This is a genomic window from Prevotella sp. MGM1 (assembly GCF_002933775.1).
In the GTDB taxonomy this organism is placed as follows: Bacteria; Bacteroidota; Bacteroidia; order Bacteroidales; family Bacteroidaceae; genus Prevotella.
On record NZ_BEWV01000214.1, the window covers coordinates 1 to 13,350 of the forward strand.

Genomic DNA, 13,350 nt, shown 5'->3' on the forward strand with positions numbered 1-13,350 from the left:
TTATACTCTTGATACTCTCTCCCGCCCACCGGAAAAATCCGCTGACCCGAAAAAATCCGCTGACCCTCTTTTACCGTACTTTTGAAGTCTTGGAAGCAGGACTTTCGGGCAATAAAAAAAGCTACAAATCATTGATTTGTAGCTTTTTGTCCGTTTGCTGACCATTTCTGTCCAGCTCGTTCAGCGGAGAGAGAGGGATTCGAACCCCCGGTACCTCTCGGTACGGTAGTTTTCAAGACTACTGTAATCGACCACTCTACCATCTCTCCTTGCCTGAGAGACATGCGATGATGTCTTAAAAGCGAGTGCAAAGGTAATATTTTTTATTTAAACTTGCAAATTTTTCAAGCGTTTTTTATTCTATAGTTTCTATTTCTTTCATATGTGTAGATTCAAACAGAAAATGTAGAGTCCGACAGCAAATACAAAGTTAGGCAAATTTACATTTGCTATCGGGACTATAAAGACTCATACCTATTCCTCCTACGCTGCGACTTTTTCTCCAATACCGCTTGATTCCAAGGTAAATTTCGTACCTTTTCTCCGAGGTTAGTTAATTTGACATGTGCAATACAAAGTTAATTAATATTGGGGAGATTTCGGTCTCCCTTTCTTTTTTATATTGCTGTCTAACGCTCCTGGGGAGGGGACTTTGCATCCCAACCGCTTAGGACGAAGCTTGTTTTTCATAGATTTAGGGCTAAGCCATCACAAAAAGCATTGCGTTTCTATTTGGGAGCTTCAGACCTTCCCCATATTTGCAGTTTCTGTCGCTTCCAAATCAAAGTGCAAAATTTTGTATTGAAGTTGAATTTAATCCCAGTTGAGCCGCAGTCTTGATTAAACTTAATAATGAAACACCTTCACTTGTGAGAACACACAGGTTTGATAGTCTGCGTTAATCTATATCATCCCATAATGTTTACAAATCATTTGTAAACATGCTACACCACAGGACATACTGTCACGTTGTCTGCAAAATTTAAACCCCATAATCCCTTACAATTTACAATCGTTGCTTTTCATCACTGGAAGAACCACCTTTATATTTGCTTTTTGTCGCGTTGAAATTATACTGTATAGTCAATTGCACATAACGTGAATCGCTGTTTTTGTCATAGTCAAACACAATATGACTGTGATTTATGCTCCATTGGATCTTATCTGTTTTAAAGATATCATTTACCATTAGAGAAACGGACATCCTCTTGTCGAACAACATCTTGGCTATATTGACATTCGTTTGTAAGGACGACTTGAGCAGATAGATGCCAGAGTTTCCCTCCGACTGCCAACCTACACCGGCTGTAAGAAACCATTGATGGGGAAATGATAACGAATTGTTCAAGCGAATCTTGAAAATGGGCTTGTCATACGTCTTATCCGACAAACTGAAATCTTGCCATTGCCCACCCAATTCGAAGTTTGGCCGCCAAATGCCTATAGTCGGAGTGTAGCTGAAAGCAATAAAACGACTCTTCACGTCTTTCATATTGTCGGGTCTCATCAAAGCAACCGGGTTTCCATCATACAGTTCCACCACCTGGGTCATATAGTCCTCATAGAGGGTATAACCCAACATGGCCTTGATATCCTTATAGCCCAAAATGCAGGTAAAATCATTTTACATTTGCGGCAGGAGCATGGGGTTGCCGCTTTCATACACATAAGGGGAACTGTATTGTATATTGCTTCTCAATGCACTATAAGAAGGATATTTGATTTTTCGTTCGTAACTTAATGTAGCTTGCATGTTCCCCTTTGAATAGTTCACAAAAAGGTTTGGGAACAACTTATGATATTTTTTTGATTGCTCCTTGTTCCATGCCTTGTTCTTGTAATAGTCGAAATCGATATCCTCATAACGCATTCCGGCTCCGAATCCCCAATTGCCGACCTGGGATTTGGCTGAAACAAACAATGCCCAACGATTCTGTTTGGTAACATCCTCGGAATTATTGATGCCAAGCGCAGTGTTGTCGATGGCATAAGTCTGAGTCATGTCTGTGTATGAATATTCCGCCCCTCCTTCCAGGTTCACATACTTGTTAGCGTAAGTCAGAATACCTTTCGACGCATAATAACCGTACCGGCGGGTACTGACCGTATTGACATCCCCAGATGCGTCATTTTGAAACCACGAATGCATATTGTCCCTTTCATTCCCTTTCACCCAATCAAGATTGAAATCCAAAGAAAGATTACCTCCTAAGGTACCGCTGAAATACGCATTGACATTGTGTGTATGGTCTGGCCTATCGGATGATGCCCGCTGTTGCTTAACCTCCATTTCATTATTCACGGTATGGCTGATATTGTTGAGCATATCGTTTTTCCAAGTCGAATGATTGTATACATATTGCACACCTGCGGAAATATTCTCGTTCGGATTGTAGTTTATGCCACCAACCGCTGCCAATCGGTCGGATCTCACGTTTTCCTCTTCTTGGTAACCCACCCCATGCACCGCATCCGCTACACTCAATTGCTGATTGGCTTTCATGTCGATTTGCCGGCACCTTTGTATCAGATAAGCAGAGCCAAATATATCCCAAACTTTGTGTCGGTAGTTAAGTGATACAAATTCTTCCGCAGACCAGCGTTCGGAACGTTTTGAACCAGCATGCAAGGTTCCACTCAAACCTTCTCCTTGCGCTTTTTCTGTAATTATTTGGATAACGGCACCGACAGTAGCATCATATTTTGCACCCGGCATTGTATTTATTTTTATGTTTTTTATCTCGGACGGCATCAACCGGTCCAATTCTTTCAGGTCTTGCACCAGCCTGTTATTAATATAAATGGCAGGAGAACCTTTTCCAAAGACCGTGAAAATACCATTCTGGCTACTGACAAATGGCAACTGTGCAATAACATCGGCAGTCTTGGGATATGTCTCCAATATAGTTCCTTTCACATTGGCAATAATTTCACCGTTTTTTTGCTCATAAAGTTTCCTCCGGGCAACCACAATAACTTCATTCAACATTATGGATTCCAATGTGACACGAATAGGAGACGTTCCTAATTCCACCAATTTTGTCTTGTAACCGACAAACGAAATGCGCAGATACATTCCCCCTGTGCATTCCGTTGCGAAACAAAAGTTCCCATTCTCATCGCTCGTACAACCAGTTATAATCGTGCTGTCCGACGATTGACACAGGGTTACATTGGCAAATGCGATACTTTGTCCATCACTATCCACCACCGTACCTGTAATGGATTGTGCCCAACTGAAAAAAGGTGTGAGCATAAGAATAGAAACCAAATACTTTTTCATTAAATTAATAGTTAATGACGCTTAAACTGTCAAGTGCAAAATTAGCAATATATTTGTAGAATGCGTTCTTTGGATTTGAAAAACTGGGGTTTTACGATACCGGAGGTTCATTTTTTCCGTTAGATACTTTATGTATTTGTAGAAAAATCATTGGAATTAGACTTCTTGGGTCTGTACTGCCTAATAAGCTTTTTTACATTCACGATGCCCCTTCCGCCATGAACTGTAAGCATGTAAGCTTATGCGAAGTAAACGACTATGTCATCCATGCCTCTGACGTGTATCACGGCAGTTATATTTATGTACTGACGGGTAGGATACTTGCAGCCGTTGTCAGTCGTGGTGACCTTCAGACATTTACGACAGGCATAAAATTGCATACGACAGTTTGTGACAATGGAATACTCTTAAACCAGATTGGCATGGTGAGATAACAAATTAAAAAGAGCGATTGCATCTATCATACAACCGCTCTTTATGCTTTACTTATATTTTCTTCGGTAAATTGGTCTAACGACTATATTTTGCCGTCAAACAACTACCGACCTTTATTCATCGTCATCATCCCAAATACTGAATCCATGGTCTTTTGAGTTAAACTCGCTTCCAGGCAACGTTGTATCACTGTCTACTTCGACTTCAAATATCGATTCGGCCAAGATACTGCTCTCCGCAAGCATTTCGATCACGATGATCTCAGGATGGACATATTTCTTTTTCATTGTCATAAGTTTCAATGTTATTTGATTATCACTTTCTTTCCATTCACAATATTAATACCTTTACGCAAGACAGACATACGCTGTCCATTAATATTGTATACAGCATTACCCGATAAAACAGAATTCTCTATCGCGTCTATACCTGTTGTATCGTCACCGAGCACTATCCTTATAGATTTCACCTCGCTATCCGCAAGTCTGAGATAAGCTGTGTGCGCAGCTATTTCCGTTCCACTCTCAACTTTAGCAAACACAGCATCGTCTTTCTTCAATCCATAGATATTTCCGTCTGAAACAAATCCTGAGGGAGCGGCAGTCAATACAGTCTGTATCGCCGTACCTTCTTCCGCAGCCACCGAGAAACCTGCCTCACCGGCCCCGCCGATGATTACACCGGTATTTGCCGGAATAATCTTTGCTTCTGTCGGTCTGATGACAATCTTGCCTTCCGAAAGTTCCGATGAATAAACCGTAACACCCTGTGGTACGCTAACGGCACGATCGGCACTGAACGTGGCAAATCCCGACTCATTAAATACGGTCTTTGCGTATCCCGGACAGAGATTGTATTCGCCGCCTGCTGCCATACGGAAATATCCGGCAAACGAACCTACCGTATTTCCAGAAGCCTCATGCAAGGCATTGTCGGATATGCAATACTCTCCGTCCTGCAATGTCACAGGCGAATAGCTGCCGACAAACTCAACATCCTGTCTGCTTTCCACCATCTCAGCCTGAACCGAAGATACCTCACCGGCCTTGAACACATAGCTGTCCTTAATATCAGAAACCCTGACAAGATAAGGTTTGTTGGCCTCTATAGCCTTAGTATCCACATCAAAGAACAAAGTATTTCCGGATAGGGTGTCGAGAGAGGCCACAAGCGTTTTTTCACCGAACACCGACGCTATCTGTTCCTCACTCATGGCGAAAGGCAATGTTATGCCGTTCCATTTGTCGGCAGCAATGAAGTCACGCTCCATTATGATATCATTGCCATCCATCGCAAATTCGTTCGGAGTAGAGAATGCGTATCCAGCGTTCATACGTACATTTCCGGTAGCCACGTATCCGGCCTCACCGCCTTTATTGGCGATAATATTCTCACCTGTTGCCACACCGTCCATGACAAATACCAGACAGTTGGGGTTGGCACCGGCAAATGAAGACTCACTTATACCCGCAACAGCCGGAGCATTGGCACGGCCGGGCGATCTTCTTACATTCACATCAGAACTCCGGGTGTTTATTATCACACTTGTCAGGTTGTCGCATCCGGTGAAAGCACCTTCACCTATTTCCGATACATTGGAAAGCGTCAGCGACTCCAAGTTAGAACATCCGGCGAAAGCATTATTACCTATTGCCGTTACCGTTTCCGGTATGTCCACATTCACAAGATTTGTCAAACCGCTCAATGCATTCTCCGGTATGGAAGAGTTTGCAATGCCACTGAGGTCTACATTTTCCAATCCTTCGAAATTTTCACGAATAGCGTTAAATGTCTCGTCGGATATTTCACCCTCCAACTTCACATCCGTGATGTCGGCAACCTCATCGGTAGCGATCACCTTGATGTCTTCATCCGTCAGTGTCGCTCCGTTCACCGGAACTACCGACACATTCACTTCCACATTCTCCTGGATGTTTTCCAATGAGTAAACACCGTTCTCGTCCGCGGGTGTCTCGCTTCTGTTTATCTTCACCTTAACAGTCATCTCACCGTTCTCAGGTTTTGTAACGGTAAACTTAAGGTCATTACCTTCCTTAATATCCGTAAGGCTGTATCCCTCCACAGCGGCTACCGTGATATTCTCCGGAACCGTCACTTTCGCGTCATAGAAATACACTACATCAAAATGAACATCACTGTTGACAGTAACATCCCACATATTATATTCTGCCCAACCATCGCCCGGATGTTGTTTTCCGTTCAAATAGACCTTATACTTCTGGTCAGGCTTGACCGGATTGCCATTGTTGTAATCAGGATGTACTTTCACTTTCATTGAAACAGTCTTTCCCGCCTCAATCTTATCCGTGTTTGTCGTTATGTTATACGGCTCCGCACGTTCAGGTTCATAGATAATCGTATAAGTGGGAACTATTTCATTTATAGTCGAGAATAAGTTCCAATATGACAGAGCTTCATACTTCGACTTACTACCTTGCGGCACTTCCAAAGTTATATTCTTTGACATTCCCGGGTTGGGGAACGGGTCTCCGTTCGAAAGCGGCTTGGGATCGGCAGATAATGAAATAACCTTTTTCAATGACACACAAGTGGTAAAAGCATTCACACCTATATATTCAACATTCTCAGGTATGGTTATTTCCGTCAAATACATGACACGGTAGAACGCGCTTGCCTCTATACGTTTCAACGATTTGGGCAAAATCACTTTCTTGATGGCACAGCGATCCATGACTCCGTTAGGAGCGAAAGCCTGGGCAGGCAGAGTATTTGCCATATTTCCATCGCCGACAATCTCTACATCGGAAAGGTCCAATGCCGTGATAGCGGTGGAATACTTTTTGATAGTCTCAAAATCCTGGGCATTCATTTTGCCGACCAGACGCACATTCTTGTTCACAGGCTTTTCCGGCATCTTCGCTGCCAACTGGCCCGCATATATATTATATGTATGGTACGGAGTCTCGTTCTCGTCGTATATTGAAATCGTCACGTCAAGGTCCTCTTTGACGTTATTGATTTTCACTGTAGCAGACTTCTCACCGGCCACATATTCCTTATCGTTCACAGACACATAAACCCTATCGGTAGACAGTTTGGGATTTACGGAGAAAGTCAGGTCACCGCCATGCACCACTTGCGTCGCGGCGTTTGTGATTACGGCTTTCTCTATCTCGCCCGGCATGTTCACCGTATGGTAAATCACCTCATTGCCTATTGCAGGTATCATGGCCTTTACACTTTCGTCCGTTCCATCCACAAGCTTCCATGTCTTCATGTTCGTGGAAGTGGCTATACGCACGAAGTTGCCTTCGACCACGTTAGACTCCTTTACGCAACAGGTGAAAGTAGCCGGCAATATACCGGTATTATCGTATGGATTGGATACCTCAGGAGATATCACCTCCTTTATACGACCGTCCTTATCGGTAAGTACTGCCGCATAAGCAAGACCGCTCTTGAAAGAGTCGCCCTTAGGAATGTCAAGCGCGTTTACACGTATTGAGAATGTCTTTCCGGGCATCACATTGATCACGTCCGTCACCATGCCCACACCGCCTTTTGCCGATGTTATCTTCCAGGGAGACACTCCCGCATTGGCTGCCGGCTCGGCAAAGTCTATATGGATAAGCGTGTTTGCGTTTATCGTGGCCTCATATACTCCGTTCACGGCCGTCAGCTTGCCCGTGTTCGCATATACGGTCATGCGGGAGTCGCTGTAGCGGCCGTCTGTCTCTACAGTAAAGCGATACTTGCCGCCGGGTGCCATCTCGGGCAAAGCTCCGTCAAGGGTTGTCACTTTCACACCTTCCACATCCTGCATTATCACTTTGTATGATGTTGCCGGAGCCGCATCTTCCTCTATGACGTCCTTGAAGTCCTTCCAGTTCTCTTTCGCTTTATACAGAGCCGAGCTTCCGGTAGGAACAATGAGCCGCGTCCGCGGAGTACCGACAAATACACACCAGTTGATAAACGCGGGAGTGCGGCGTCTCGATGTAACCTTTGACAGGCCCGCACAGTTCAGGAACACATTATAGTCCCATGTAGACACTGATGCCGGAATCTCCACCTCAGACAGTGCGGTGAGTTCGAAAGCGCTACTGCCAAGACGGGTTATACCTGCCGGCAGTTTTATAGATTTCAGTGTGCCGTAACGGCGGAACGCACGTGCCGGGATTGCATTGGCAGCGTTTGTACCGTTAGCGGTAATGCTCACACCCGACAAATCAAGAGAGTCTACACGCATCTTCTCGCGGATAAAATCAATATCACGCACGTCTATAGTACCGAAAAGAGTAAGGCTTTTCACCGTTCCGCATTCCTCTTCGGTCAACGATTTCTCCAACATTCCGCTCGACACCCACAATGTCTTGCTCCGCTTCACATCCGCGGCATTCTGAACATATATATCAAGTGCCACATCTTCTATCACGTTAGGAAGCGTGTATGTGAAACCGTTTGCCCCGGACACAATGTATCCGTTGGCTTTTACCGTCACCACGTCATCCGCATTATCCGGTACCACACGGAAAGAGTAGCTACGACCCTTTATCACCTTGTCGGCCGCTCCTTCGATAGTCGCCCCTGCCAGTGAGTTGGGCATGGTCACGGTGAAATAAGCGATATTGTTTTCCATCGCGTCTATCGCATTCGTAGTCAGGGAGCCGCCGGTCATCGGTTTCCAGTCATTCTCTCCGGTTGCTTTCGTAACCATGCGGAACATGTCGCCCAAAGAGACCGTTGTCCCTGCCGGCACAGTACAGTTAAAATCACGATAGTATGTCTTGTCTATCTGGAAAGCCGCCAGGCTATAGTTATACTCGGGCGACACCAATGTCTTGAACGCTCCGTTAGAGGCGAACAAGGCTACGGCCATCTTTCCTGAGAAGTTATCATAAGATACATTCTTGAACGCGCCCGCACGCACGGTGAAACTGTCACCGGCACCGACCGACTCTTTATCAGAAGTCATACCTACCTGCTTTTCGTCGCTCGTGAGTTGAACCGACGACCATACAATACTGTTCTCCGCCGGCTTGATGTTATATATGACCGTGGCCTGCTCAGAGAAATTCCAATTGTTACCCGACTGCGTGGTCGGCGTAAGGCTCGAGACAAGGAATATATCATTACCAATACCCCCCCATCCCCAGTTCATACGGAAATAGGGCTGACTGCCACGCATTTCATAGCCGTCACAAACAAAGGCATGGCCTACAGACACATCCTGTCCGCTATACAGAACGGGGCGACCTGCGTCTATCTCTTTCATAATGAGTTCTTCCCATGCCTTTTGTGTCATTTCAGACTTTTTCTTGTACGACACTCCCGCATCGTATCCGAAATATTTAACCAAAGCGGCCGGTACTCTCACCTCGCTGGCGCTACTTCCCGACAAACCGAAATTAGTCTGTATGCTCTGGGCCGCATCGGCAATCAGCCGCGACACGGCATCGGCCTGTGCGGTCGTGTAACCGCTGCGGTAGTTGTCTGTACGCATGTTGGCCCAGTCGTATGTATGATTGAAGTCAACACCGTCCAGACTGCCCTTTCCAGCCTCAGGATAAGTGTAATATTGCATTATCGTTGCCATTGCCACACCAACGCATCCCACAAGCTTACGTCCGGGAATAAGATAGTTGAAAGGCTCTTCCTGGCTCCATTCCGCCGTGTTGCGAGAGAGCACCCTGCGCTTCACCGCACCATATCCGGCAGTGTTGTCTTCCGTTGTTGTTGTTCTGGAAGAGTATGCCTTGATCTGTCTCTCATACGAAGACAAAATCCATTTCATCGCATCCGGCATTCTGTCATAGTCAAACTTACCGCTGTCCGAGAAACCAATCACAGGCACGGTAGCATCGTCTGCCGAGACGATAACAAATCCTTCGTTCTCTCCCTTATTGAATACATAATAATAAGGTGTTGTCACTGTCTCATTATGAGACAATTCATTAGTTGCCACGAACCCGGGGGCACGTCTTACGCCATTATTCCCCAAAAACCTCAACGCGGTCTCCTTAGCCTGGGAAACACTTATTTTCTTCGCGCTCGAAGGTTGCGAGGAAAACAGTGCCAGTATGGCAAATCCAACAATAAATCTTTTAAACATTTTCCTTAAATTTGATATTTATCCTAAAATCGGGCGCAAAATTAATAAAAAAGAAAAAATAACCATCATACATGGCGGCACATATTAAAATCTTTTGAACATTTCACGCGTTAAAACGACATAATGAAATACAAATCAAGCAATTTAAAGTTCTTTTAAGAAAAAATCCGTTTATCAGGCATTATTATTACTTTATTACATTTACATAATGTTATAAAATAATTATTAAGTAACTTTGCAGCATGATTTATCCGAATAATTTTGAAAGCAAGATTGGATTTGACGAAATCAGAAACCTGCTCAGGCAGCGGTGTCTAAGCACGCTTGGCAAGGAGATGGTGGACAAGATGTCATTATCCTGCGATGCGGAAACGATAAACGAGTGGCTATGCCAGGTAAGGGAGTTCCGCCGTATACAGGCCGAGAAAGACAACTTCCCGCTTCAATATTTCTTTGACGTGAGAGAGTCGGTGGCCCGTCTGCGCCTCGAAGGCACTCATCTGGAAGAGAGCGAGCTGTTTGACCTCAAACGCTCGTTAGACACAATATACAACATCGTACGCTTCCTGTCATCGGAAGATGAAGAGACCGGCAGCGGCAAGGAGAAAGGACATGAAAACGAAAGAGAAGCCGCCACATACTCCTACCCCGCCCTGCAACGCCTGACTAACGACGTGATGACATTTCCGGAACTCGTCAGACGCATCGACGCCATACTCGACAAGTTCGGCCATATAAAAGACAACGCGTCACCGGCACTGGCCGATATCCGCAGCAACCTGGCACGTACAGAGGGCAGCATATCCCGGACACTGCACAGCATACTTCGCTCGGCACAGAGCGAAGGTCTCGTGGAAAAGGATGTGACTCCGACACTGCGAGACGGACGGCTCGTAATCCCCGTGGCCCCCGGTATGAAACGGAAAATAAGGGGTATCGTGCATGACGAATCGGCCACCGGCAAGACCGTCTTCATAGAGCCTGCCGAGGTAGTTGAGGCGAACAACAAGATTAGAGAACTCGAAGCCGAAGAGCGACGGGAAATAATAAGAATACTCACCGAGTTCGCCAAAACGGTACGTCCTCACGTGGCCGAAATCCTGCATTCATACCGTTTTATGGCCCGCATAGACCTGATAAGGGCAAAAGCGGAACTGGCAAACCTGATAAAAGGTTTCGAGCCGGAGACAGGCTCGCGCCCGCATATAGACTGGATCAGAGCCATACACCCCATACTGCGGCTTTCTCTCGACAAGCAGGGCAAGACCGTGGTCCCTCTCGATATCACACTGACACACGACCGGCGCATACTGATAATATCGGGACCAAACGCCGGAGGCAAGTCGGTATGCCTGAAAACCGTGGGACTCCTGCAGTATATGCTTCAATGCGGACTGTCTATACCCATCGGCGACAGATCGAGAACAGGAGTTTTCGAGAACATCATGATAGACATCGGTGACGAGCAAAGCATAGAGAACGACCTCAGCACCTATTCGAGCCATCTTACGAATATGAAGAACATGATGAGACAGTCCAATCCGCGCACACTGCTGCTGATAGACGAGTTTGGCGGCGGCACCGAGCCGCAGATTGGCGGGGCGATAGCGGAGTCGGTACTAAAACAGTTCTGCAAGAAAGAGGCTTACGGAATAATAACCACACACTACCAGAACCTCAAGCACTTCGCCGAAGACCACAAGGGTGTTGTCAATGGAGCCATGCTCTACGACCGGCACGAGATGCGGGCACTGTTCCAGCTCGCCATCGGGCAGCCCGGCAGCTCATTCGCCATCGAGATAGCCAGAAAGACCGGCATTCCGGAAGAAGTGATAAGAGATGCCTCTGAGATTGTAGGCTCAGACTACATACAAAGCGACAAGTATCTCCAAGACATAGTGCGCGACAAACGATACTGGGAAAACAAGCGGCAGACCATACACCAGCACGAGAAGTCACTCGAACAGCGTATAGCCAAATATGAGAGCGACATAAAGGAACTCGAACAAAGCCGCAAGGACATTCTGCGACGCGCGAAAGAACAGGCCGAGGAACTGCTGCGAGACAGCAACCGCAAGATAGAAAACACCATACGCGAGATAAAGGAAAAGCAAGCAGAGAAAGAAGAGACAAAAAGGATAAGGGAAGAGTTGAACGCGTTTAAAGACGAGGTAAGCGAAATCGACACCAAGGCAAACGATGAGATGATCGCCCGCAAAATACGGCAGATACAGGAACGTAAAAAACGGCGAGAGGAAAAAAAGCGAAAGAACGCCGGGAAAAACGACACCTCGGATGCCGCAAGCTCCTCGACAGCATCACCGGCCGACGGCAAGACAGCATTGAAAACCAAGCCGGAGACCACCAAATTCAACGTCGGCGACACCGTGAGAATAAAGGGACTGACATCCGTGGGCAGCATAGAGGCCGTAGACGGCAAAATGGCTACTGTGATTTTCGGCGGCGGCATGCGCACTAAGATGCGGGCAGACAGGCTCGAACGGGCAGACACGCCTAAGAAAGAGGCCGCCAATACTTACGCCACGGTAGGACGGCAGACACGTGAGACCATCGACAACCGCAAACTGAACTTCAAACAGGATCTCGACATCCGCGGACTTCGGGCCGATGAGGCCGTCAATGCCGTGATGTATTTCATAGACGACGCCATACTCGTTGGTATGAGCCGGGTGCGCATATTGCACGGCACCGGTACGGGAGCGCTGCGGCAACTAACCCGCCAGTATCTCGCCACGATACCAAACGTCACGTCTTTCAGAGATGAGCACGTACAGTTCGGAGGAGCCGGAATAACTGTTGTGGACATAGAATAACATCATGAAAAATCCGAAATGTAGCGATTGTAAGCAATCATGACATTTCGGATTTTTATTTACAAAAAGCCGTTTATATTTCGATTGTCGCAAAACAACAATCCCGAAGGCCGGAAATTCCGCCGCATTTCACCGTTTTACATAATTCGCTATAAATCAATACCATACGCTCATCCGGTCCGACATAGGCACCATTTCTGTCATCTAAGCGGCCAACACTCTTGGCAATAAGATACCCGTTGGCCTGCATTTAGATGCCCGTTGTCTTCCAACGAGCTGCCGAACGTATCGCAACCGGATACCGAATGGCAGCCAACAAGCGTCCGAATGCAGAATATCCGGCTTTTTATCCGCTTGAAAAAAACATGCTATCGCAGTGTATATAGTGATGTGTATCGTGTTATTTTTCTATTTCACGAAAAAACAACATGTTAAATTCGTGACTTTTTTATTACTTATTCCATTGACGCAACTATGCCGAAACATAAAAAAATCCATGTGGAAACAATAGTAAGACATAGACACGCAATATGTAAAACAATCAATGGCTATATCGAATAATGGCCGCAAACAGAACCATGCATGGAATGAAGCCCCAGAAAGAAAACAGCCGCGAACCAATCGGTTCGCGGCTGTGCATGTTTCGTGAGAGCCTCTTGTCGGATTCGAACCAACGACCCCGAGATTACAAATCACGTGCTCTG

At 46.1% G+C, this 13,350-nt stretch carries 5 protein-coding genes, 1 tRNA gene and 1 pseudogene; 2 read left to right on the plus strand and 5 right to left on the minus strand.

Translation table 11 applies throughout. The annotated features are described in order from the left end of the window. Window positions 1-184: 184 nt before the first annotated feature. The 3 genes and pseudogenes from MoGM_RS11195 to MoGM_RS11210 form a co-directional block, all read right to left on the minus strand. Window positions 185-269 (minus strand) — tRNA-Ser (locus MoGM_RS11195). Between the two features lie 634 nt (window positions 270-903). Then, window positions 904-993, minus strand: coding sequence for a cysteine peptidase family C39 domain-containing protein (locus MoGM_RS13520; protein ID WP_104370137.1), 90 nt, complete (start codon window positions 991-993; stop codon window positions 904-906). Window positions 994-1,006: 13 nt separating this feature from the next. Beyond that, a pseudogene (locus MoGM_RS11210) lies at window positions 1,007-3,283 on the minus strand (outer membrane beta-barrel family protein). 218 nt (window positions 3,284-3,501) lie between these two features. Here MoGM_RS11210 and MoGM_RS12830 point away from each other — a divergent pair. Continuing rightward, on the plus strand, window positions 3,502-3,717 hold the full coding sequence (locus MoGM_RS12830) for a hypothetical protein (protein ID WP_146078728.1): 216 nt from the start codon (window positions 3,502-3,504) through the stop codon (window positions 3,715-3,717). Window positions 3,718-3,831: 114 nt separating this feature from the next. Here the strand turns inward: MoGM_RS12830 and MoGM_RS11215 are convergent, their stop codons facing one another. Both MoGM_RS11215 and MoGM_RS11220 read right to left on the minus strand, forming a co-directional pair. Beyond that, window positions 3,832-4,005: a hypothetical protein gene (locus MoGM_RS11215; RefSeq protein ID WP_158249604.1), complete on the minus strand. Its 174-nt coding sequence runs from the start codon at window positions 4,003-4,005 to the stop codon at window positions 3,832-3,834. Between the two features lie 17 nt (window positions 4,006-4,022). Further along, complete coding sequence (locus MoGM_RS11220) at window positions 4,023-9,812, minus strand: C10 family peptidase (RefSeq protein ID WP_104370141.1); 5,790 nt, start codon at window positions 9,810-9,812, stop codon at window positions 4,023-4,025. Between the two features lie 242 nt (window positions 9,813-10,054). Here MoGM_RS11220 and MoGM_RS11225 point away from each other — a divergent pair, with 242 nt between their 5' ends. Beyond that, window positions 10,055-12,646, plus strand: coding sequence for an endonuclease MutS2 (locus MoGM_RS11225; RefSeq protein WP_104370142.1), 2,592 nt, complete (start codon window positions 10,055-10,057; stop codon window positions 12,644-12,646). Window positions 12,647-13,350: the final 704 nt, after the last annotated feature.

Coding starts and splice junctions, on each gene's coding strand:
- MoGM_RS13520 (WP_104370137.1), bottom strand. CDS start 993: ATGGGGTTTAAATTTTGCAGACAACGTGACAGTATGTCCTGTGGTGTA.
- MoGM_RS12830 (WP_146078728.1), top strand. CDS start 3,502: ATGAACTGTAAGCATGTAAGCTTATGCGAAGTAAACGACTATGTCATC.
- MoGM_RS11215 (WP_158249604.1), bottom strand. CDS start 4,005: ATGAAAAAGAAATATGTCCATCCTGAGATCATCGTGATCGAAATGCTT.
- MoGM_RS11220 (WP_104370141.1), bottom strand. CDS start 9,812: ATGTTTAAAAGATTTATTGTTGGATTTGCCATACTGGCACTGTTTTCC.
- MoGM_RS11225 (WP_104370142.1), top strand. CDS start 10,055: ATGATTTATCCGAATAATTTTGAAAGCAAGATTGGATTTGACGAAATC.